This is a genomic window from Acetobacter malorum (assembly GCF_001580615.1).
Taxonomy (GTDB): domain Bacteria; phylum Pseudomonadota; class Alphaproteobacteria; order Acetobacterales; family Acetobacteraceae; genus Acetobacter; species Acetobacter malorum.
Genome location: NZ_LHZC01000052.1, coordinates 38,146 through 59,296 on the forward strand (window position 1 = coordinate 38,146; position 21,151 = coordinate 59,296).

22 protein-coding genes are annotated in these 21,151 nt (G+C 56.6%); 15 read left to right on the forward strand and 7 right to left on the reverse strand.

Annotated elements, in window-relative coordinates:
* The first annotated feature begins 193 nt into the window (after positions 1-193).
* The 5 genes from AD930_RS09985 (at position 194) to shc (ending at position 6,931) form a co-directional block, all read left to right on the forward strand.
* The gene (locus tag AD930_RS09985; protein ID WP_373320480.1) at positions 194-1,252 is read left to right on the forward strand and encodes a threonine aldolase family protein; all 1,059 of its coding nucleotides are present in this window, start codon (positions 194-196) and stop codon (positions 1,250-1,252) included.
* Positions 1,253-1,323: 71 nt separating this feature from the next.
* On the forward strand, positions 1,324-3,120 hold the full coding sequence (aspS, locus tag AD930_RS09990) for an aspartate--tRNA ligase (protein WP_061491449.1): 1,797 nt from the start codon (positions 1,324-1,326) through the stop codon (positions 3,118-3,120).
* A 64-nt stretch (positions 3,121-3,184) separates the two neighbouring features.
* Positions 3,185-4,099 carry an EipB family protein gene (locus AD930_RS09995; protein WP_082781832.1) on the forward strand — a complete coding sequence of 305 codons (915 nt, stop codon included), beginning with the start codon at positions 3,185-3,187 and terminating at the stop codon, positions 4,097-4,099.
* A 140-nt stretch (positions 4,100-4,239) separates the two neighbouring features.
* Complete coding sequence (locus AD930_RS10000) at positions 4,240-4,806, forward strand: TetR/AcrR family transcriptional regulator (protein ID WP_061506123.1); 567 nt, start codon at positions 4,240-4,242, stop codon at positions 4,804-4,806.
* A gap of 43 nt (positions 4,807-4,849) precedes the next feature.
* Positions 4,850-6,931: a squalene--hopene cyclase gene (gene shc, locus AD930_RS10005; protein ID WP_061506124.1), complete on the forward strand. Its 2,082-nt coding sequence runs from the start codon at positions 4,850-4,852 to the stop codon at positions 6,929-6,931.
* 75 nt (positions 6,932-7,006) lie between these two features.
* Here shc and AD930_RS10010 read toward each other — a convergent pair whose 3' ends face one another.
* The 4 genes from AD930_RS10010 to AD930_RS18435 form a co-directional block, all read right to left on the reverse strand.
* Positions 7,007-7,558, reverse strand: a complete 552-nt coding sequence (locus AD930_RS10010; protein ID WP_061506125.1) for a hypothetical protein — start codon at positions 7,556-7,558, stop codon at positions 7,007-7,009.
* A 22-nt stretch (positions 7,559-7,580) separates the two neighbouring features.
* Positions 7,581-8,858 carry an aminopeptidase gene (locus AD930_RS10015; protein WP_061506126.1) on the reverse strand — a complete coding sequence of 426 codons (1,278 nt, stop codon included), beginning with the start codon at positions 8,856-8,858 and terminating at the stop codon, positions 7,581-7,583.
* Between the two features lie 150 nt (positions 8,859-9,008).
* Positions 9,009-9,563 carry a DUF1643 domain-containing protein gene (locus AD930_RS10020; protein ID WP_061506127.1) on the reverse strand — a complete coding sequence of 185 codons (555 nt, stop codon included), beginning with the start codon at positions 9,561-9,563 and terminating at the stop codon, positions 9,009-9,011.
* A gap of 289 nt (positions 9,564-9,852) precedes the next feature.
* Positions 9,853-9,984, reverse strand: coding sequence for a hypothetical protein (locus AD930_RS18435; RefSeq protein ID WP_264820949.1), 132 nt, complete (start codon positions 9,982-9,984; stop codon positions 9,853-9,855).
* Between the two features lie 478 nt (positions 9,985-10,462).
* Here AD930_RS18435 and AD930_RS10025 point away from each other — a divergent pair, with 478 nt between their 5' ends.
* Entirely contained in the window at positions 10,463-11,398 is a 936-nt protein-coding gene (locus AD930_RS10025) for a LysR substrate-binding domain-containing protein (RefSeq protein ID WP_061506128.1), read from the forward strand.
* A gap of 148 nt (positions 11,399-11,546) precedes the next feature.
* Positions 11,547-12,833 carry a 4-aminobutyrate--2-oxoglutarate transaminase gene (gene gabT / locus AD930_RS10030; protein WP_061506129.1) on the forward strand — a complete coding sequence of 429 codons (1,287 nt, stop codon included), beginning with the start codon at positions 11,547-11,549 and terminating at the stop codon, positions 12,831-12,833.
* Between the two features lie 178 nt (positions 12,834-13,011).
* Here gabT and AD930_RS10035 read toward each other — a convergent pair whose 3' ends face one another.
* A complete protein-coding gene (locus AD930_RS10035) occupies positions 13,012-13,533 on the reverse strand; it encodes an RcnB family protein (RefSeq protein WP_061506196.1) in 522 nt (173 codons plus the stop codon).
* 188 nt (positions 13,534-13,721) lie between these two features.
* Here AD930_RS10035 and AD930_RS10040 point away from each other — a divergent pair, with 188 nt between their 5' ends.
* Positions 13,722-14,129 carry a hypothetical protein gene (locus AD930_RS10040; RefSeq protein WP_156476973.1) on the forward strand — a complete coding sequence of 136 codons (408 nt, stop codon included), beginning with the start codon at positions 13,722-13,724 and terminating at the stop codon, positions 14,127-14,129.
* Positions 14,130-14,155: 26 nt separating this feature from the next.
* Here the strand turns inward: AD930_RS10040 and AD930_RS10045 are convergent, their stop codons facing one another.
* On the reverse strand, positions 14,156-14,479 hold the full coding sequence (locus AD930_RS10045) for a hypothetical protein (protein ID WP_061506131.1): 324 nt from the start codon (positions 14,477-14,479) through the stop codon (positions 14,156-14,158).
* A 381-nt stretch (positions 14,480-14,860) separates the two neighbouring features.
* Here AD930_RS10045 and AD930_RS10050 point away from each other — a divergent pair, with 381 nt between their 5' ends.
* The 7 genes from AD930_RS10050 to AD930_RS10080 all read left to right on the forward strand — a co-directional run bounded on the left by AD930_RS10050 (position 14,861) and on the right by AD930_RS10080 (position 19,595).
* Positions 14,861-15,409, forward strand: coding sequence for an acyl-homoserine-lactone synthase (locus AD930_RS10050; RefSeq protein ID WP_052403731.1), 549 nt, complete (start codon positions 14,861-14,863; stop codon positions 15,407-15,409).
* Positions 15,410-15,472: 63 nt separating this feature from the next.
* Positions 15,473-16,213: a helix-turn-helix transcriptional regulator gene (locus AD930_RS10055; protein WP_043550149.1), complete on the forward strand. Its 741-nt coding sequence runs from the start codon at positions 15,473-15,475 to the stop codon at positions 16,211-16,213.
* A gap of 198 nt (positions 16,214-16,411) precedes the next feature.
* Complete coding sequence (locus AD930_RS10060) at positions 16,412-16,933, forward strand: hypothetical protein (protein ID WP_061506132.1); 522 nt, start codon at positions 16,412-16,414, stop codon at positions 16,931-16,933.
* Positions 16,934-16,966: 33 nt separating this feature from the next.
* The gene (locus AD930_RS10065) at positions 16,967-17,575 is read left to right on the forward strand and encodes a superoxide dismutase (RefSeq protein WP_061506133.1); all 609 of its coding nucleotides are present in this window, start codon (positions 16,967-16,969) and stop codon (positions 17,573-17,575) included.
* A 237-nt stretch (positions 17,576-17,812) separates the two neighbouring features.
* Positions 17,813-18,472 (forward strand): TetR/AcrR family transcriptional regulator, encoded by a 660-nt coding sequence (locus tag AD930_RS10070; RefSeq protein ID WP_061506134.1) that lies wholly within the window; start codon positions 17,813-17,815, stop codon positions 18,470-18,472.
* A complete protein-coding gene (locus AD930_RS10075; RefSeq protein WP_061506135.1) occupies positions 18,465-18,803 on the forward strand; it encodes a DoxX family protein in 339 nt (112 codons plus the stop codon). The genes AD930_RS10070 and AD930_RS10075 overlap by 8 nt, the downstream gene beginning before the upstream one ends.
* Positions 18,804-18,869: 66 nt before the next feature.
* Positions 18,870-19,595: an SDR family NAD(P)-dependent oxidoreductase gene (locus AD930_RS10080; RefSeq protein ID WP_156476974.1), complete on the forward strand. Its 726-nt coding sequence runs from the start codon at positions 18,870-18,872 to the stop codon at positions 19,593-19,595.
* A gap of 425 nt (positions 19,596-20,020) precedes the next feature.
* Here the strand turns inward: AD930_RS10080 and AD930_RS10085 are convergent, their stop codons facing one another.
* The gene (locus AD930_RS10085) at positions 20,021-21,097 is read right to left on the reverse strand and encodes a Rieske 2Fe-2S domain-containing protein (RefSeq protein WP_061506137.1); all 1,077 of its coding nucleotides are present in this window, start codon (positions 21,095-21,097) and stop codon (positions 20,021-20,023) included.
* Positions 21,098-21,151 lie beyond the last annotated feature (54 nt).

The window sequence follows — 21,151 nt, forward strand, 5'->3', positions numbered from 1 at the left end:
GAATTCTCCTAAAAACCAAAACATGCAGGCCTCCAGGGGTGCCTGCACGGTGCGGTCGCCATACCGGAAAGGGGGGAGAAACGCAATGCTTCCGACCATTGGAGGGCAGAAAACCCGGCAATAAGGCTATGACGAGCAGGGACGGAAGCGGTATAGAAGCCCCTCCCCGCGCCCGCCAACCCGGACTATGCCGATGTCAGACAAGCCGCAGCAATTTGCCAGTGACAACTATGCGGGCATCTGCCCGGAAGCATTGGAGGCCATCTCCCGCGCTTCCGCCACCGGCTCCGCCCCGGCCTACGGGGATGATGCCTGGACCCGTCTGGCGGCAGACGCCATCTGCACTCTGTTTGGCACGCAGGCCTCGGTCTTTTTTGTTCTGACCGGCACAGCCGCCAATGCGCTGGCGCTGGCCACCCTCTGCCCGCCGTATTGCAGCGTGATTGCCTCTGATATTGCGCATATCGAGACATCGGAACGCGGTGCGCCGGAGTTCTTTTCCGGCGGCAGCAAGCTGCTTACCCCACCCTGCCCGGATGGCAAGCTGACGCCAGAAGCCATCCGCCTGTGCCGCCGCAAGGCCAGCAGTCCCCATGCCTCGGAACCTGCCGTGGTCAGCATCACGCAGCCGACGGAAAACGGCCTGGTTTATACGCTGGAAGAAATCCGTGCGCTGGCGGAAGTCTGCAAGGAATGCGGGCTCAAACTCCATATGGATGGGGCCCGGTTTGCCTGTGCCATTGCAGCACTCGGCTGCACACCTGCGGCCATGACGTGGGAAGCCGGCGTGGATGCGCTGAGCTTTGGCGGCACCAAGAACGGTCTGGCCGTGGGCGATGCCGTCGTGTTTTTTGACCGATCACTGGCCCGCGGCTTTGCCGAGCGCGCCAAGCAGGCCGGGCAACTGGCCTCCAAAATGCGGTTTATCACTGCCCCCTGGCTGAGCATGATTAAAAGCGGCGCGTGGCTGCGCAATGCGGAGCATGCGAATGCCAGCGCCCGCCAGTTCGCGCAGGCCGTAGAAACTATTCCCGGCGTACAACTGGCCTGGCCCGTGCAGTCCAATGCCGTGTTTTTGCTGATGCCCGAGCAGGCCATGAACAGCCTGCGCGCCAGAGGCTGGCGATTCCATACCTTCTTTGGCGCGGCGGCTCGCTTCCTGTTTGCATGGGATGCGCAAAGTGCCGCCATTGAGGCGCTTGCAGCCGATATCCGCGCCTGCATGACACGGCATCCCGCGTCTTTCCCTTGACATCTGCGCGGCTCCCCGGCTTCCTCCCGCGCAGTTATAGAAACACAGGCCCTTAATTTCAGGACGAGAGAATGCACCCTTACCGTACCCATAGCTGTTCGGCTCTTCGCGCACAGGATGCCGGCACCACAGCGCGCCTGTCCGGCTGGGTCCACAGCAAACGGGACCACGGCGGCCTGCTGTTTATCGACCTGCGCGACGAAACCGGCATCACCCAGATTGTGATCCCGGCGGGTGACCCGGCCATGGAACTGGCTGAAAACACCCGTGTTGAAAGCGTGATTACGGTCACGGGTGAGGTGGTCCGCCGTGAGGAAGCCACCCGCAATCCGGATCTGGCCACCGGTGATATTGAAGTGCGCGCCCGTGAGTTTGTGGTGCAGTCCGCCGCTGCCGTCCTGCCGCTGCAGGTCGCTGGCCACGAGAACTATCCGGAAGACCTCCGCCTGCGCTATCGCTACATCGACCTGCGCCGCGAGAGCGTGCACAGCAACATGCTGCTGCGTGCCCGCGTGATCCAGAGCATGCGCAAGCGGATGACGGCTCTGAACTTCATTGAACTTCAGACCCCCATCCTGACCGCATCCTCCCCGGAAGGCGCACGCGACTTTCTCGTTCCGGCACGTATGCACCCCGGCAAGTTCTACGCCCTGCCGCAGGCCCCGCAGCAGTTCAAACAGCTGGCCATGGTTGCCGGGTTTGACCGCTACTTCCAGATTGCCCCCTGCTTCCGTGATGAAGCCTCCCGCGCGGATCGCTCTCCGGGTGAGTTCTACCAGCTCGATTTCGAGATGGCCTTCGCCACGCAGGACGAAGTGTTCGCTACGCTAGAAGACGTGATGTCCGGCCTGTTTACCGAGTTCGGCAATGGCCGCACCGTCAGTCAGGCACCGTTTGAGCGGATCCCCTATGCCCGCGCCATGAAGGTCTATGGCTCCGACAAGCCGGACCTGCGGAACCCGCTGCTGATTTCTGACGTGACGGAAGAGTTCGCTGGTTCCGGCTTTGGCCTGTTTGCCCGCATTGCGGCCGGTGGCGGCGAAATTCGCGCCATTCCGGCTCCCGGTGCCGGAGACAAGCCGCGCGCCTTCTTTGACAAGCTGAACAACTGGGCTCGCGAGTCCGGCGCAGGTGGTCTGGGCTACATCATTTTTGAAGCAGAAGGCGGCAAAGGCCCGATTGCCAAAAATCTGGAAGCGGACCGCGTTGAAGCCATTCGCACCAAGCTGGGCCTGAACGCGGGTGATGCCGTGTTCTTTGCTGCTGGCAAGGGTGATGAAGTGGCCAAGTTCTCCGGTCTGGTCCGCACCCGCATTGCGGAAGAGCTGGACCTGATTGAGAAGAACGCCTTCCGCTTCTGCTGGATTACCGACTTCCCGATGTATGAAATGAACGAGGAAACGGGACGCATCGACTTCTCGCACAACCCGTTCTCCATGCCGCAGGGTGGTCTGGAAGCGCTGAACACCAAAGACCCGCTGGAAATCAACGCTTACCAGTATGACATTGTGTGTAACGGCATTGAGCTGTCCTCCGGCGCGATCCGTAACCATCTGCCGGAAGTCATGATCCGCGCCTTCGAGATTGCCGGTTATCCGGAAAGTGAAGTGGAAGCCCGGTTTGGCGGCATGCTGAACGCCTTCCGTTACGGTGCGCCGCCGCATGGTGGATCTGCGCCGGGCGTGGACCGTATTGTCATGCTGCTGGCGGATGAGCCGAACATTCGTGAAGTCATCCTGTTCCCGCTGAACCAGCAGGGCGAAGACCTGATGATGGGCGCTCCGGCTACCGTGCCGCCGGAACGGCTGAAAGAGCTTTCTCTGGCTCTGGACCTGCCCAAGCCGAAACCGACCGTTAAAAAAGACTGACGCACGTCAGATGCCGCATTCGGGGTGGTTGCGCTTCCGCCCCGGATGCTCTTTTCTCGCAGGCATGACTGCATTCCTCCGCCGCCATGCCCGTCGGGCGTTCAGCCACATGAGCCTGATACCCCGACCAGACGGGGGCCGCCCCTTCCGGGGGTATCTGGCCTCGGCGTTTCTTTTAAGCGCCCTGCCCTCCGCCTGCCTTGCAGCAGCACACCCGTCTTCCCCCACACCGACATCCGCCCCGACGAACGCCACCAGCGCACTGGTTGGCCAGCGGGCGCTCTATGACCTCAGTCTGGCGGAATCCGGCGGCAATACGCTCTCCGCCACAGGCAATATGACCTATGTGGTGCGGGATACGTGCTCGGCATGGTCCACTCAGCAACATCTGGATATTCAGAGCGCGACCCGAAACGGGGGCGCCGTCAACATGGTGTCCGATTACACCACGCTGGAAAGCAAGGATGGGCGGCATCTGGTGTTTCGCACGGTGCAGAAATCCAATGATGCCGTGCTGCAGGTTGTCAGCGGAGAAGCCAATGTCGATGCGCAGGGGCACGGCATTGTGCAGTATGAAAAGCCGATTAAGAAAACGCTGAAGCTGCCGGACGGCACATTGTTCCCCATGGCGCACACCGCCGCCATTCTTGCCGCAGCACAGCGTGGCGCACCGAACATTGCCCCCTTGCTGTTTGACGGCACCGGACCGGATGGCGCGCAGGAGACATACATCACCCTTCTGGGCTGGGGGCCGCCGAAAGACCCGGTCACCTCCCCCGCTCTGGCCAATCAGCCTGCCGGGCGCGTGCATGTGGCGTTTTTCAGCCGCACGCCGGACAGCATCCTGCCAGACTACGAGATTGGCATGCGCTATTTTGCAAATGGCGTTTCCGACATGCTGGATATGGATTTTGGCGATTTCCGCATGCGCGGCACGCTGCACAGCCTGACCCTTCCGCCACGCGCCGCCCATTGCTGAGGCCACGCTCCCTGTAAGACGCGGGAGCACCGCACCACAGAGCCTCGCAACAGGCATGGCTGTATGCCCAAAACAGGCTTGTAAGGGAAAAATATCTCGTTTAATTCCGATTGGACGGAAACAACGAGCAAGAGAAGGTTATGGCACGCCCCAGAACCATCAACCGGGAACGGATCATGGAGTGTGCAGAGCAGCTTGTCCAGAGAGACGGTGCAATCGCTCTGACGCTCGACGCGGTCGCCCGGGAGGCCGGAATTACCAAGGGCGGGTTGCAATACTGCTTTGGCAGTAAGGACGACCTGATTACGGCCCTGATTGACCGCTGGATTACAGCCTTCGATTCAGAAGTGCTGAAACACACGCCCCCAGACGCCAGCCCTGCTGATAAGGCCCGTGCGTATGTTCAGGCCTGTGGCCAGCTTGATGATGCAACCCGCACCCGGATTGCCGGCACGCTCATCACCCTTTTACAATCTCCAGATCATCTCAAAAAAATACGAGACTGGTATGCCAGCTGGCTGACGAACGACGTCTGCCATTCTGATGAAGCACGGCAGATACGCACCATGATTTTTGCCGCAGAAGGTGCTTTTTTTCTTCGCAGTTTTGGTTTTATCACCATGCCAGATGCCGAGTGGCATGCGGCCTTTGCGGATATTCAAAAACTGATGTTGCCAACAGAGGCAGCCAGACCATCAAAAACCTAAATCGTCCAGACAAGATCTTCTATTTTTTGTAGGTGTTTATAGAATGAATATGCCACTATTCAAAAGTATGGGAAACAGCCTGACCCATACTGTCTCTTCCGCCTGTGAGTGGTTGATCAGCCAGCAAAAGCCCGATGGCCACTGGGTTGGGCCGGTTGGGTCCAATGCCTCCATGGAGGCCGAATGGTGTCTGGCATTGTGGTTTCTTGGTCTGGACGACCACCCGTTGCGCCCGCGTCTGGGCAACGCGCTGCTGCAAACGCAGCGGGACGATGGCTCCTGGGGGATTTATCTGGGTGCAGGTAACGGGGATATTAACGCGACGGTTGAAGCCTATGCGGCCTTACGCTCACTCGGCTATCCGGAAGATCATCCCGCTCTGCACAAGGCCAGCGCATGGATTGCGCAAAAAGGCGGCCTGAGAAATATCCGGGTTTTCACGCGCTACTGGCTGGCGCTCATTGGGGAATGGCCGTGGGAGAAAACTCCCAACCTTCCGCCGGAAATTATCTGGTTCCCCAACAAGTTCGTTTTCTCCATCTATAATTTTGCGCAGTGGGCGCGGGCCACACTGGTTCCGCTGGCCGTGATCTCCGCGCGCCGCCCCAGCCGCCCCCTGCGCCCGCAGGACCGCCTGAATGCGCTCTTCCCTGAAGGGCGTGCGAATTTTGACTATACGCTGCCCAAAAAGGAAGGCCGGGATCTCTGGTCAGATTTTTTCCGCACGACGGATAAAGGCCTGCACTGGCTCCAGTCCAAATTTCTCAAACGCAATACACTACGTGAAGCCGCCATTCGCCATATGCTGGAATGGATCATCCGCCATCAGGATGCGGATGGAGGCTGGGGCGGCATTCAGCCACCGTGGGTCTATGGCCTGATGGCCCTGCATGGAGAAGGGTTTCAGTTCCATCACCCCGTTATGGCCAAGGCGCTTGATGCGCTGAATGATCCCGGCTGGCGGCATGATAAAGGCGATGCCTCCTGGATTCAGGCCACCAACAGCCCGGTCTGGGATACCATGCTGGCCATTATGGCTCTGCATGACGCCAAAGCCGAAGAACGCTTTACACCGCAGATGGACAAAGCTCTGGGCTGGCTGCTGGACCGGCAGGTCCGCGTGAAAGGCGACTGGTCCATCAAGCTGCCAGATGTGGAACCCGGTGGCTGGGCCTTTGAATATGCCAATGACTTCTACCCGGATACGGATGATACCGCCGTCGCGCTGATCGCCCTCGCCTCCTGCCGCCACAGGCCGGAATGGAAAGAACGCGGCGTTGAAGAGGCTATTGCACGGGCCGTGCGGTGGCTGGTCGGTATGCAAAGCTCCTGCGGCGGCTGGGGGGCTTTTGATAAGGACAACAACAAGACCCTTCTTTCCAAAATCCCGTTCTGTGACTTTGGAGAAGCGCTTGACCCCCCGTCTGTGGATGTCACTGCGCATATTCTGGAAGCTTTCGGAATTCTGGGCCTCCCGCGTGACCTGCCCTGTATTCAACGCGCGCTGGCGTATGTCCGGGCCGAACAGGACCCGCAGGGACCATGGTTTGGCCGCTGGGGCGTGAACTACGTCTACGGCACCGGGGCGGTTCTGCCTGCTCTGGCCGCCATTGGGGAGAACATGACGCAGCCCTACATCACCAAAGCCTGTGACTGGCTGGTGGCCCACCAGCAGGACGATGGGGGCTGGGGTGAAAGTTGCGCGTCCTACATGGAGGTTTCCGCCATTGGGCGTGGCAAAACCACACCGTCCCAGACTGCATGGGCGCTGATGGGGCTGATTGCCGCTGCCCGCCCCCAGGATTTCGCTGCTATTGAAAAAGGCTGCCGCTATCTGATTGACCGGCAGGAACCAGACGGAAGCTGGACGGAAGAAGAGTATACCGGCACCGGCTTCCCCGGCTACGGTGTGGGCCAGACCATCAAGCTGGATGATCCGGCCTTGTCAAAACGTCTGCTTCAGGGGGCGGAACTCTCAAGGGCGTTCATGCTGCGGTATGACCTGTACCGGCAGTTCTTCCCCATCATGGCGCTTAGCCGGGCAAGCCGCCTGATCACGCCAAACGCCACAGCGGAAAAGGCGATTAACGCTGCCAGAAAAAATCTGGCGGAGACCGTCGCTTAAACTTTTCATAAACAAAAACGGGCAGCATTTTTACAATGCTGCCCGTCTGCAAAACGTAAACGATGGTTTTGCGTCTTACTGCGCCGCAGGCTGATGCTCCGCCCGCAAAACAGTAATCAGCTCCTGCATTTCCTGCGGATTGCTCTTCAGAATTGCAACATTGGCCGCCTCCGGCGTCGGGACACCATTCGTCGCCTGCCCCGGCGGCACGTTCATCAGGCTACCGGTCAGACCCACACAGGTCAGGCTCATGACAAATTCACGCGCCGTAAAACCGTTGGTTTTCAAAATGGGTTCCAGACCGGGCACTTTCCCGACCATAGCAATCTGCTCTTCCAGAGACATGCCAAAGCGCCCCGGCGGCTGGATCTTGGCAGCCTGAATGGATTTAAGCGTAGAGGTCAGACGCGGCACCACATTGGACGCCAGTTTGTAATGCAGCGCCGTCGTCATATCCCGCTGCAGGGTGGTGATCTGCTCCGGGGTCAGGTTGGGGCGAGTTGCCGGTGCGCCCTGCGTCTGGGCGGGTGCCTGAGCCGGTGCAGCGGTTTGCGCCAGAGCAGGCTGCGCCAGCACGCTGCCTGCCATCAGAACTGCGGCCAGAGCGGCCTTCTTCATTCCATTCATAACACTACAATCCTTCTTCACGTCAGGCCGAAATAGCCCATTCACCTTTGCGCATCAGGGGCACAGCGGTCCCGTTTGCATCAATGCCATCGACGTCAATTTCACCAGAGCCGATCATCCAGTCGATATGGATCATGCTGCTATTGGCACCACGCGCGGCAAGTGCTGCTTCATCCTGCCCGGCCGTATCCAGCATGCATTTGGTGTACGCCTGACCCAGTGCGATGTGGCTGGCGGCGTTTTCATCAAACAGCGTGTTCTGGAACAGGATTCCGCTCTGCGAGATGGGCGAGGAATGCGGTACGAGAGCCACTTCACCCAGCCTGCGTGCGCCTTCATCCGTATCCAGCACGCGGGCCAGAACCTCTTCCCCTTTTGCGGCGTGCATCTCGACAATCCTGCCGCCTTCAAACCGCACGCGGATGTCATCAATCAGCGTGCCCTGATGAGAGAGCGGCTTGGTGCTGGACACATGCCCGTCCACCTTCAGGCGGTGCGGGGTGGTGAACACTTCTTCCGTCGGGATATTCGGGTTGCAGATAATGCCATTGCCCGCCTTTTCAGACCCGCCAGCCCAGTCATGCCCATCGGCCAGACCGACCATCAGGTCCGTCCCCGGTCCGGTGAAATGCAGTGCAGCGTAACGGGCGTCATTCAGAAACCTGGCGCGGCGATGCAGGTTGGCGTTATGCTCTGCCCAGTCGGCCACAGGGTCAGCCCCCGTCAGACGAGAGGCCGCAAAAATGGCCTGCCACAGACGCGCCACAGCCTGATCTTCCGGCAAGTCAGGAAACACTACCTTTGCCCATGCGGGCGTGGCGGTTGCAACGATGTTCCAGTTCACATCAAAATTGGTGATGATCTCCATGGCAGGCCGGTTCACGCGGGAGGCGGCCCGGCTGGCGCGGGAAATATGCTCCGGGTTCTGGCCTGCCAGAAGGGCCGGGTTGCTCCCGGTAATGGCCAGACGCGCGGCCCCGGCGCGGAACCCCTCCGTCATGCCACGGGCCATCCAGTCGGCTGCGGTGTCAAACGTGTCTTCATGCCCAAAGCGGTAGCGGGCCAGAGTGGTTTCTTCATCCGCGTAAAAAGTGGTGACGAGCGACGCCCCGGCCTTATAGGCATGTTCTGTCACGCGCCGCACCAGCGGCACGGCATCCAGCGGTGCGGTGATAATCACCTGCTGCCCCGGTGCGACATTCAGGCCGGTGCGCACAGCCACTTCTCCCAGCCGGTCCAGCATGCGGGCCTGCGTGTTCTCTTCCGGTGTGGCGTTCTGCGCCTGTGACGAACCAGTCATTCCAATCCTTCCCCTGCAGGAGCGAGGCGTGCGTCCCCGCCATATTCCCGGCCCCGCCGCAGGGACTGTGCTGCGGCGTGACCCTGTTCTGGCTGATCGGATACTGAAGGCAGGCTTTCGTCAACCGTCTGCGCCGCCACGCAACCCTGATCAGGACGCAGGCAGCAGCACAGGCTTGAGAGCAGCAGGCAGATAAAGCGGATGGCATGGGCGGCCATTGACCCCTACTTTCATGGCATACACAGGAATGCCGTGCTGCTGGAGCGTGCGCACCACGGCTGGACCACGGTCACGCAGGGCCTTGTGCTGGGGGGAGCCGTAGGCAGCAATCACCATGTCCGCCTCACGCGCCATTTGCAGAAGAGCGGCATCATTCTCCGGCCCGACCGGGTCCGGCGTTTCCAGCAGGCGCGTTTGGTCGGTGCAGCGATAGGCAAAGGTGTTGCCTACCAGAATACCGCCATAGCCCCATGCGCGAGCATAACGCTGGCATTTGGCCACAGTGCGGTCATCCCCCACTTCCGTTGCAACGGAGGGGTTCATCATCAGCCACATCACGACAGGACGCGACGCATCCCACACACGTTTAAGCGTGTAACGATAGCACTGGTCCGGGCCGCCATAGGTTGCGGTGCTGACAACATCGTCAGACAAACCAAGCGGGCGGGAATTCCCGACATGATGCGCATTAAAAAGATCCTGCATGTGCAGCCCCGAACAGTGATGAACAACACGCCTTAATTAAAAGACGGATCACCCGGTTTTAAACAGAAAGATCTGTCAGGGAAGATGCAGGAGGCACGGCAGGTCAGCATAAAGGGGGAAAAGGCTGCACGAGGCAGCAAAGTCGGGCTCTGCTCTGGCAGGCGGCCCGCCCCGGACTGACGTCATTCCTCAGGAATGACGGTCCGGACACCTGTGTTCACCTTAGTGGTGTGGCACAGCGCCACAGCAGGCTGACACAGGGAAAACAGACTGAAACGCGTGAAAGCGCTCAGGCTGTGCGGTCAGAAAACGCGGTAGCCAGCATCAGCATGGCAACAATCGGCAGGAAGGCGAGCATCGGAGCCATCGGGGCAACCTGCATGGCGGCGGACATAGCGTCATTAACAACATGAATAAGCATTATTTATTTTCCTCTGGATTTAGCGTGTGGACGGCTAAAACCACACCTCCCTTCACTTGCGCAACAGGAAAATAAAAGCACTCAGATATTCAGAAAATGCAGAGTGAAGCACTCTTCTTGAGACCTGATCTTCCAGTAATCATTCTATAGAATCACTGTATTTTATCAGCATATCCCGATAATATTTGTAGTATAAAAAACAGGCAGTCGTGACCCGGCGGCACCTGAAGCGACGGGAAATGGATCACTTTCAGAGCATTTGATTAAATTTCAGGCATAACGATTTCGTGATAAAAAATTGGCAGTTTTCCGGGATTTTTGCTCTTTTTTGCAAAAAAAATTTGCACCTCCACTCTCTGCGTCCCTCTCACACTTAGGAAAGACGGGGAGTCGCGCCGCAATGCGCGCCCGCGCCGTTCTCTTGCACCCAACACATTTTGCGCCCAAGTAGCAGGCTCAACAGTTGTCTTGCGCCCCTATGGACCAGCGATACCGCATCCCCCCTCTGGCAGCCCTGAATGCCTTTGCCGCCTTTGCCCGCACCGGGGGCATTCGGCGTGCGGCTGCGGAACTGCGCGTGGATCACGCTGCCATCAGCCGGCATGTGCGCGACCTTGAACAGATACTCGGCACACCACTCCGTAATCGCACCACGGGCGGCCTTACACCGGCGGGGCAGACTTATTATAGCCAGATCCTTCCCCATCTGGAGGGATTAGCGCGGGCAACAGCAGAAATCCGGCAGCAAACACCCAGCCTGACCGTTACCTGCGTCCACGGCTTTGCGTATCACTGGCTGCTCCCGCGCCTTGCCGCCTTTCGCCGGACTTATCCGGAAATGGATTTTATACTCCGCCCGATTGATGCCAACACGGCCTTCCACGCCACCGGCATTGCGGCCGAGACTCATGCAGACATTTGCTATGTGCGGGATACCGCCGCAGCCCTCACCCTGCGCGGCCTGTGCAGCGTGGACATTGCGCGGCCTCCGGTTTTTCCGGTGATCTCTCCGGAAGGACTGGCCGCACTCGGCGGGCAGCCGGAAACCGTGGCTGATCTGCTCCACGCGCCTCTGCTGCAGGAAGAAGATGATGCAGAATGGCGTTTGTGGTTTCAGGCCCAGCATGTACCGGCCAAAACCATTCCCAGCGCAGGCCGCCTCTGGCAGGCCCATATTACACTGGCCGCCGCCCGCGCCGGGGAAGGCATTGCCCTGAGCAACCCGTTCCTGCTGGGGGATGATCTGGAAACAGGACGCCTGATCCGCATCCAGCCCACCCGAACACCCATCCACAACACGCCCCTCGGCTCCTACGTGCTGCGCACTACAGACAGAGGCTGGGAAAACCGGGGCCTGAGCTTTTTCCGGGACTGGCTGCTGGAGCAAATCTCAACAGAGAGACTGGCATCCTGAACACGTCGCCAGATGCGGTGACAATTCGTCACCACCTCAGCAAGAAAAAATCGCCTCCCGCGCTGCCTGAAAACCACTTACGAGATTGAAACAATTCTGTCCGGGCTGCCTCTTTCTCGCAGCCTTCTTTTTTCAGGAGCCAGACGGCATGAACACCACCAACAAGGACCTTCTGACGCGCCGGGCCAGTGCAGTGCCCCAAGGCGTGGCCTCCTCCACCCCCATTTTTGCAGACCGTGCGGAAAATGCAGAACTGTGGGACGTGGAAGGTCGCCGTTATATTGATTTTGGCGGCGGCATTGCTGTGCTGAATGTCGGGCACCGCCATCCGAAGGTTATGGCCGCCGTCAAAGCCCAGCTTGAACGCTTCACGCATACGGCTTTTCAGGTTTCTCCCTACGAATCCTATATTGAGCTGGCTGAAAAACTGAACGAACGCGCGCCGTTCTCCGGCCCCGCCAAAACCATTTTCTTCTCCACGGGTGGGGAAGCAACGGAAAACGCCGTAAAAATTGCCCGCGCTGCAACGGGCCGGAATGCCGTTATTGCATTTTGTGGCGGCTTTCATGGCCGCACCCTGCTGGCATCGGCCATGACGGGAAAAGTGCTGCCCTACAAGGCCCCTTTCGGAACACTCCCCGGTCAGGTTTACCACATCCCCTTCCCTGACAGTGATGTGAGTGTGGAAGACAGCCTGAAAATGCTGCACTTCCTGTTTGCAGCCGATATTGCCCCCACGCAGGTCGCAGCCATTATTATTGAGCCTGTGCAGGGTGAAGGCGGGTTCCGTGTCGCCCCCACGGCTTTGCTGCAAGAACTGCGTCGCCTGTGTGATGAACACGGCATCAAGCTGATTGCCGATGAAGTGCAGAGCGGCTTTGCCCGTACCGGTAAGATGTTCGGCATTGAACATTCCGGTGTTGAGCCGGATCTGGTCTCAGTTGCAAAATCTCTTGGGGGTGGCTTGCCTATTTCCGGTGTGATTGGCCGTGCAGACCTGATGGACTCAGTCCCACCCGGCGGCCTTGGGGGCACCTATGCAGGCGCACCGCTGGCCTGTGCCGCAGCCCTTGCCGTGCTGGATGTGATTGAAGAAGAAAAGCTTCTGGACCGCGCCAATGCCATGGGAGAACGCCTGCGCACCCGTATTGAAAGCTGGCACAAGCGCACGGACCTCCTGCCCGTCAGCATGCCTCGCGGTCTGGGAGCGATGGTGGCGTTTGATATTCTGGAAGCCCATGGCAGCGAAGAACAGCGGGCAGGTGCTGCAGGCAAACTCTGTAATCTGGCCTGTGAAAAAGGGCTGATCCTGCTGGCCTGTGGTGTAAAAGGGGCGACCATTCGGATCCTCACCCCTCTGACCGCTTCTGACGCTCTGCTGGATGAAGGTCTGGACCTGATTGAACAGACGCTGGCAGACGCAGCGAAGGCCTAACGGTTCCAAACAGGTTACAAAAAAGGGGATGCGCCAGAGCTGGCTGCATCCCCTTTTTTATCGATATGCGGAAGGTATGCCTGAAGGCCGTTTTGTTCAGGAACGTCCTTCAGCTTTGTGGTTTATGGAAAGCGGAACAGAACTCCGCTCCCCATGCCCATCTGCGCAAGATTTTTAGTTAGTAGGGGCTGCCATAACTCCCGGTCGGATAGCCTTGTTGCACCGGGTAACCGGGGGCAACGGGCACCATCGGAGTTGCTGGCACGACGGGCACGGCCGGTGTGACCGCCATCATGCCTGCATTCACAACACCCGCGATAATACCCGTTGTGAGGGCTGTCAGAAGGAACTGGTTCCCGTAGCGCATCCACTGATACCCGCTCGGCGGTGCCCACAGGCCCGGCTGACGCCGCCAGTCATTCACCATCCAGCGGGATTCACGCGGACCATCATAGCGTTCGCCACGGGACCATCTGCGGTTCATGTCATAAGCCTGCTGCGGACCACCACGGCCATTGCCCATGTTGGGGCCACGGTTTCCGTGCTGACGGCCGCCACCCGGGCCGCCCATACCACCACCGGGGCCACCGGGTCCGCCATGGCCGCCCGGCCCACCCTGACCACGCGGGTCAGCATAGGACTGGGGGGCGGCTACTGCAAAACACCCGAGGGCCAGAGCAAGGATAAATTTTGTCTTCATAAGAGACCTCATCTGTAACGTGATCACTGTTCCGCGGGCGGTATGGCAAAAGTTTGTCCGGACTCCATTCTTTTCATTTTTGAAATAATGAAAAGGCCCTCTTCCCAAACCAAAAATCATCACCTTTATGGAAAAGCATCATACACGCGTGGCCTGTATGAAACGATCCTGACGACAAAGGTTTCCCCATGATCAGACGTTTACATACTGGCCTTACAGTGTTGAGCCTCAGCATGGCAGGCTGTGCTGCGCATAAAGAAAAAACTGCTGAAACAGCTTGCCAGAATACGGCCCCCACTCATCATTCTGCCTTTCATGGCAGGGTAGAAATTGGAAATGCCGCGCGGACAATGCTGCCCGCAGCCTTAGGGGCTATCCCCGGTGCGGGCGCTATGGCGGGAGGATTAGCCGGAATGGGCATGCAACAAGCCATGAATGGCTTTGGCCCCCACCCTCATCAACCTCATGCAGACAAACCCGATCCCGATCAGGAAGAACAGCCAGAGGCAATACGCCCCTCTTTTCCATGTCAGCCGGAAAAAGATATAGTTCCAGACCTGAAAGCTGACGATATTAAAATGGAAGAAACCCGGTAACTGGTCTACCTGCGGGCCGCGGCTTTTTACAAATGCGGCAGCCCCATCCAATGAGGCCGTTTGGCTTCAACCCATGCCAAAGCTTTATTTGTCAGGCGCTGTAAAGGCGGAACATCATCAGACAGCAGCAAAAAGCCGAGCGGCAGCATCCACACCCCAAACACAGGCAGGATAGCCAGACAGCCACCAAGAATAAAAAACGCACCCGCCGGCATACGCACCCAGCGCGCCTGAGGACGCCGCAGCCAGTGAACCGCAGTCTGCATCCGGGCAGGCAAGCGTTTAACCAGCAATTCTATGCGTCGTTCGCGGTTCTCAAGATCCTGAGCGATTTCGTGCTCTATTTGCATGCGTATACTCTCCCATTTTCCAAAAGAGTGAGCTTTTGCATACACACCCTCTGCACTCAAAAAAAACGACCCGCTCTCTTACCTAAGATGTCCTTTAACGCCCGGCAAAGTGCTTCGTTTTCCGGGGCGTCCAAAATCTGAAAACGACTCCTACAATGCTCTGGCCAGAAGGAGGAATGAATTCAAATACTCACCCAGGCACAACCATGTAAGATATTTAATTATTTAGAAATAAACAAAGGCGACCAAAATACAATCCAAAATCATAAAAGTAAATATAGCATAATAGATATATTTTTATTCTCAAGCAGAGCGTTAATCTTCATTATCCGAAACCAAATGGATAGTGTCATGATTAAAGTATTCACATTCTCAGAAAGAATGAAAAATTACAGAACGTATGAAAACATGGTCCGTGCGCGGGCAGATGTTTTTCACACTCGCATGAATTGGGATGTGAAAGTTGAGCATGAAAGAGAAGAAGATGAATATGACCGGGAGTATAACCCGCTTTATATTGTCGTAGAACGTCCTGATGGCTCTCATGCCACATCAATCAGACTGTTGCCGACAACTGGCCCAACAATGCTGCGGAACGTTTTCCATCGCTTCTTCCCCAACTGCCCCGATATCTATGGCGCAAACATTTGGGAAGTGACGCGGTATTGCGCAACGTATCGGAAAGGAGACCCGGCATCCTATACTGGAGAACTTTTTGTAAAGCTTTCCGAAATCTGCCTTGATGCAGGAATTGATATTGTAACCGGTGTCTTTTTCAAGCCGATGTATCGTATTCTGATGCGTTCAGGATGGGACCCGGTGCCGGTTACAACCTCTGAATGGGACGGCAAACCTATCGTGCTAGGGACTTTTGAGATGTCAGAACCCCGTATGCATGACATCGCGCATCGATACGCCCTCGCCGCCTAATAGACACCCCTCATCTCCCCTCATACAGTATCAGACCCATCCTCTGAATGGTGTCTGTGCTGTATGACGAACTCAGAATTTGACCCGCAGATCATCACAATCAACGATCGTCTTTTTGATGATATAAACGAGTCTGACACACAAAATGATATTTTGAGAATTGTTGAAGAAATAAAGAACTCTTCAGGCATTGAAAACCTGACTTACGCCATGCTTTCTGCCATCCCGCAACAAAGAAAAGCGCCCCCTCTTATTACGACTTATAATGAGATCTGGCAGGAATTATATCTGTCCAAAGGATTTCTAAAAGACGACCCGACCGTTAACAGACTTTTCGAAAGCGCCCTCCCCTTCGAATGGTCTAAAATTGTCTGTCGCACACCCCGTGAACAACTCGTGATGGATTTATCCCGGGAATATGGTGTGGGGGAGTCTGGGCTCACTATTCCCCTGCGGGGGCTGCGGGGAGAACTCGGTATCCTGACCATAACCGGACAGAACGGCTTCGCTCCCCCCCTCAAGAGCTGTTACGCACGGACCTTCAGCCAGGTTGGCCTCTATCTGCATGAATGGCACGCCCGTAAGGCCGGGCTGCGATCAGAACAGGATATCCCACGTTTATCGGCGCGTGAAAAAGATTGCCTTGCCCTCTGCGCAGAAGGCCTGATGGGCCAGAGGATAAGCGAAAAACTCGGTATTTCTGAAGCCGCGATACGCCTTTATCTTTCTTCAGCCCGCACAAAATTACGCAGCCAGACAACCTGCGGGGCCGTCGCCAAAGCAATTCGTTTAGGAATTATATAAAGGCAACACACTGAAATACGGGCGGCAGAACGGAGATTTTCGACCATTTGACGCCTCGCGAACTTATGATCATGCCGCGACAGGCTCACTCGCAAGGTTTCACTCTACATATAAATATAGCATATTGCATAACATGAAGTAACTGCTTATTAATCAACGCCGGACACTAGACAGTCCACGGAATGAAATGTCGTGAAAATGTCGCAGTTTGACCAGTCATCAGAAGCTTGCGCCGTCTGGCAGAAGCTGTCCCGGCAGGCCAATCGGGATTACGCACTTCAGGATATGCAGAAGGCTCAGGCGCTCTATGAAGACGCCATGGCTAAAGCCGTCGGGCTTCTGAATCATTTTCAGGAGAAAGGGCTTCCTCTTTCAGCCCCCAGTGTTTTTGTCGTGTCATGCCATAACCTGGCCGATCTGCTTTTTACACAGGAAGAGCCTGAAAAAGCTGTCCTTTTCCTGCGCCGCGCCTGCACGGAACTGGTGCGCCTTGCCAGCCAGTCTGGCCTCCCCCTGCAGGCCCGACTGGCCTGTGTGGAGCAGTTACGCCCAGCCGTTGTCGCGCTGATGGAGCGTGAGAGTGGAACGCTGCCCGAGTTGCCGGAAACCCGGATGATTGTCGACCGCGCACGGACTGTGGCGCTCTCCGTTTATCAGATTGCCGGCTACGCGGTGCAAACCCGGCTGGAAGACGCCCCGGTAACGGGACGCCCCTCGTAGGCGAGGGTTAAGTTAAACAGAATTGGGGAAAAAATGTTCAAACTTCCTGAGCTTCCTTACGCTCCGGACGCGCTGGCACCTTACATGTCAGCCGAGACGCTCGAGTATCATCATGGCAAGCACCATAAGGCGTATGTTGATAAACTGAATGAGCTGACAGCCAGCGGCCCGTTTCATGGGCTGGACCTGGACGAGGTGATCCGCAAATCTGCACAGGATCCCGCGCAGAAAGTTCTGTTCAATCAGGCAGGCCAGCACTGGAACCATTCCTTTTTCTGGCTCAGCATGAAAGCCAAAGGCGGCGGGGCCATTCCCGGTGCCCTCGAAAAGCAGTTGGTAACGGATTTCGGCTCTCTGGATGCCTTCATGACCGAGTTCAAAAATGCCTGCGTGTCCCAGTTCGGGAGCGGATGGGGCTGGCTGGTGCATGACGGTAAAAAGCTGGCCATTACCAAAACCGCCAATGCCGATACCCCGCTGGTTCACGGTCACACCGCGTTGCTGACGTGTGATGTCTGGGAGCATGCCTATTATATTGATTACCGCAATATGCGCCCAAAATACGTGGAGGCCTTCCTGACGAACCTGGTGGACTGGGACGTCGTCGAGCAGCGTTATCAGGCAGCCCTGTCAGCACGATAAGCCACCCGGGACAAACAAAGACGTGACGGATAGTCTCACACGTCCCTATACGACCCTGCGGCACAGATCAGCCGCAGGGGCACGGGTGGGCGAGATTATCCGCATGCCAGCCAAACGCCTATCAAACCAGTCTTTATCTCATGCAGTTCGACTTCGCGGCTATGATGAAAAGAAGCTCTTGTAATTATGGTACGGTATATTACCATACCTTAAAAGCATAAGGGTTTATGTTCAGGCATGGCGACCACCGATCTTCCTTTCCATCTTGCGTCTGAAAAAGGACTGCACCCCAAAGGGGTGGAGCGCCTGAGAAAGCTCACAGCCTCGGCGACAGAGCTTTTCCTTGAGCATGGTTATGAAGCCACCTCCATGGATATGCTCATCCAGCAGGTCGGTGGATCGCGGCGCAACATCTATGAGCGTTTTGGGGGCAAAGAAGGGCTTTTTTCCGCCGTCATCGCGGAAGAATGCGTGAAACTGGCAGAACCGCTTGAAAGCCTCACGCTGGAAGATGGCTGCGTACGGCAAACACTAGAGAAATTTGGTGCAGAAATCCTGCACATCATCAAACAGCCCCGTGTCCTTGAACTCCACCGCCTGATGATTGCTGAAGGCAAGCGGTTTCCGCAGCTTTCACGAACCATCTGGTCTGCTGGCCATCATAATGCAAAATCGGTCCTTGCCGCATGGATCCGGAGGCAACAGGAACAGGGCACTCTGCGTCCCGCGCTGGACCCATCAGGGCTGGCTTACGCGTTCATTCATATGGTCACGGGAGAAGCCCAGTTGCAGTTGCTCAGTGGTGGCCGCTGCACGACCAAAGAGCAGGACAACAACACCGTGACACTGGCGGTTTCTCTTTTCCTTGCCGCGGCACAGGAGACGGATCATGCGTAACATAACTGCCAGACAGGTTCTGGCTTACGTTCTCGTAGGCTTTTTTATTATCGGTGCGGCCGGAAACCTCGTGGCACCCCCGACCATTGCGGACGAATATGCACGATGGGGCTATCCGCATTGGTTCCATTTTGTAACCGGCGGCTTTGAGCTGGCAGCCGCCCTGCTGATGGCACGATCAGCAAGCCGTATTATCGGTAGCCTTCTGGGCGGCTGCATTATGGCGGCAGCAATCGCCACAGTGGTTTTCCACGGTGAGTATTCTCACGCCATTGCGCCGGTCATCGTGCTCAGTCTCCTGATGCTGTCTGTCTATCTCCACAGAAAATGACGGGCACCGGCCTGCCAGAAAAACAAAGTTTTCTTACTCTTCCACACCTTTGAAAGATTTATGATCATGACCCAAAGTCAACCGATTGCCCTTGTCAGCGGGGCAACCCGTGGTATTGGCCTGGCCATTGCACAGGGCCTCGCCCGCAAGGGCGTCAAAGTCCTGCTGGGTGCCAGAAACCTTCAGTCTGGTCAGAAAATCGCGACGGAAATCAGCACCCCGGACGCACAGGTGGAAGCTGTTGAGCTGGATACAACCAATCAGGCCACGATCGATAATCTGGCAGTGCTGATCAGCGAGAAATACGGTCGTCTTGATATTCTGGTAAACAATGCTGGCATCAGCCTGGACTTTTATCCGGATCTGTCAGTGCGGGAGAAACTCTCGAGAACGCTCGCGACAAACGTTGTCGGCACAGCAGCACTTACCGACGCAATGATCCCGTTGCTTGAAAAATCCGCGCATGGACGGATTGTCAATGTGTCGTCCGTTCTGGCCTCGTTTACGAGCCGGGGCCAGACAGACTGGATTTACAAAGACGTCGCCATGCCGACCTATCAGGCATCCAAGGCTGCTCTGAATTCTCTGACACTCAGCTACGCAAAGCTGCTCGCGGACAAAAACATCAAGGTCAATGCAATCTGCCCCGGCCTGACTGCAACAGATGCCACCAATCATTATGGAGACCGCACGCCTGATCAGGCTGCGAAGATTGCTATCACGTACGCTCTTCTGGAAGATGATGGCCCGACAGGAACTTTTGCCAATGAGGACAGTGCTTTAAGCTGGTAAGCGCAGGGCATCCATTGAGGGAGGCCGCATAGGGTGGCCTCCCTCACACATTCATAGCGCCTCTGCTGCTCTCATCCCGCAGCGGTCATTTAATTCCTTCAGAAAATATCACCTGAAATCAATTTTCGATGCAGGATGCATCCTCTAGGGGTAAGGCGTGCCGCTGCACTCCCCCACCGTGCGGAACATCCGGCAGCCACATATCCCATCAATATCAAGGATGCGCGGATGCTACCGCGATCCATTTTAGGCAGGCCATACGAGCCACTTATCGGAAGAGAAAGAATGAAGTGGCATTGATCCTGTGTAAGATTTTGCGCCCCCAGATAGGACCTCGCGGCCCCGCTTTGGATGGGGAATTTCATGACGTTACTCAAGACCTGCATCCTCTGCTTCAAATCTTTTAGGCACTCAGACTCATGACATCATGGGTCTTCTGCCTGACCACATCGCCTCAGCAGATCACGAAGTTGATTGATAACGGGGAAGACTTCCTGATTATGGTCTCCACCAAGGTCTTTCCACGCAGCCTGCTCCAGCTCAACAATTTCACGATCTTCAAAAAAGACGCGCTCTGTGAACGCGACCAGTATGGGCCACGCCAGATCCAGCAGAAACGGCACTTTCAGTCGTTTGATCGACAACAACCCGAAGACACGGTTGGTCAGTTCCTCGCGGTCCTGAGGAACGTATGAAATCCATAGTTCCATCACAGGCTCTTCAATCCCCTGCGTTTCAATACGCAGAATCTGATAGGGATATTGTGTCCTGATGGTCATAACGTCCCGATAGGCAAAATCCCGGCCATCGGGGCGCCGCTGACCGTAAATCAGAGCCTCGCTCAAAGGCTGCTTGCCCCCTGTTCGTGCAAAAGTATAGCGTGCTTCAACAAAATCATCGCCGTGCTCCATGCCGAGGAACCTCGGCTTCATTTTACCGACAAGCCGACTGTGCAAAACCTGATGATTCATATCCATCAGGTTTTCATGCATGAAACTGTAATGGCAGTTCACCACCTCACCAAAGCGTCGGGTTCGGTAATTTCTGTCTTCCACCTTTGGAAAATCAGGAAACGGGGTTTTATCAGCCAGAGACTGATCCCCCATAAAAACAAAAATCAGCCCACCTTTTTCCCGGCAGGCCCACGTTTTAAGACGCAGACATGGCGCTTTGGCAGAAACATTGGGTGAAACACATTGCCCGTCCCGGTTATATCTCAAACCGTGTCCGCTGCAGCGTATAAGATCACCATGGACACTCCCTTTACCCAGGAGAACCTGCCGATGGGCACAGAGCCCGTCCAACGCATACGGAGCACCATTTTTGGGGCGTACGAGAACGAGATGCCGCCCCGCAAACCGGACATCAATTGCCTTCTCCCGCCCCAATTCACGCGACCATGCCAGGGGATACCAGAAATCAGGATTGATTCTGGTCCGTCTTAAATCGCTCGGTTGAGCGCACTCTGAATGATCTGAAGTTGTGTGACTGTCGTTTTCCATTGCCTCGGCATTTCATCTGGCGCAGCACAAAGCGAAAGGAAACAACACCCCGCA

Coding starts and splice junctions, on each gene's coding strand:
- AD930_RS09985 (WP_373320480.1), top strand. CDS start 194: ATGTCAGACAAGCCGCAGCAATTTGCCAGTGACAACTATGCGGGCATC.
- aspS (WP_061491449.1), top strand. CDS start 1,324: ATGCACCCTTACCGTACCCATAGCTGTTCGGCTCTTCGCGCACAGGAT.
- AD930_RS09995 (WP_082781832.1), top strand. CDS start 3,185: ATGACTGCATTCCTCCGCCGCCATGCCCGTCGGGCGTTCAGCCACATG.
- AD930_RS10000 (WP_061506123.1), top strand. CDS start 4,240: ATGGCACGCCCCAGAACCATCAACCGGGAACGGATCATGGAGTGTGCA.
- shc (WP_061506124.1), top strand. CDS start 4,850: ATGAATATGCCACTATTCAAAAGTATGGGAAACAGCCTGACCCATACT.
- AD930_RS10010 (WP_061506125.1), bottom strand. CDS start 7,558: ATGAATGGAATGAAGAAGGCCGCTCTGGCCGCAGTTCTGATGGCAGGC.
- AD930_RS10015 (WP_061506126.1), bottom strand. CDS start 8,858: ATGACTGGTTCGTCACAGGCGCAGAACGCCACACCGGAAGAGAACACG.
- AD930_RS10020 (WP_061506127.1), bottom strand. CDS start 9,563: ATGCAGGATCTTTTTAATGCGCATCATGTCGGGAATTCCCGCCCGCTT.
- AD930_RS18435 (WP_264820949.1), bottom strand. CDS start 9,984: ATGCTTATTCATGTTGTTAATGACGCTATGTCCGCCGCCATGCAGGTT.
- AD930_RS10025 (WP_061506128.1), top strand. CDS start 10,463: ATGGACCAGCGATACCGCATCCCCCCTCTGGCAGCCCTGAATGCCTTT.
- gabT (WP_061506129.1), top strand. CDS start 11,547: ATGAACACCACCAACAAGGACCTTCTGACGCGCCGGGCCAGTGCAGTG.
- AD930_RS10035 (WP_061506196.1), bottom strand. CDS start 13,533: ATGAAGACAAAATTTATCCTTGCTCTGGCCCTCGGGTGTTTTGCAGTA.
- AD930_RS10040 (WP_156476973.1), top strand. CDS start 13,722: ATGATCAGACGTTTACATACTGGCCTTACAGTGTTGAGCCTCAGCATG.
- AD930_RS10045 (WP_061506131.1), bottom strand. CDS start 14,479: ATGCAAATAGAGCACGAAATCGCTCAGGATCTTGAGAACCGCGAACGA.
- AD930_RS10050 (WP_052403731.1), top strand. CDS start 14,861: ATGAAAAATTACAGAACGTATGAAAACATGGTCCGTGCGCGGGCAGAT.
- AD930_RS10055 (WP_043550149.1), top strand. CDS start 15,473: ATGACGAACTCAGAATTTGACCCGCAGATCATCACAATCAACGATCGT.
- AD930_RS10060 (WP_061506132.1), top strand. CDS start 16,412: ATGTCGCAGTTTGACCAGTCATCAGAAGCTTGCGCCGTCTGGCAGAAG.
- AD930_RS10065 (WP_061506133.1), top strand. CDS start 16,967: ATGTTCAAACTTCCTGAGCTTCCTTACGCTCCGGACGCGCTGGCACCT.
- AD930_RS10070 (WP_061506134.1), top strand. CDS start 17,813: ATGGCGACCACCGATCTTCCTTTCCATCTTGCGTCTGAAAAAGGACTG.
- AD930_RS10075 (WP_061506135.1), top strand. CDS start 18,465: ATGCGTAACATAACTGCCAGACAGGTTCTGGCTTACGTTCTCGTAGGC.
- AD930_RS10080 (WP_156476974.1), top strand. CDS start 18,870: ATGACCCAAAGTCAACCGATTGCCCTTGTCAGCGGGGCAACCCGTGGT.
- AD930_RS10085 (WP_061506137.1), bottom strand. CDS start 21,097: ATGGAAAACGACAGTCACACAACTTCAGATCATTCAGAGTGCGCTCAA.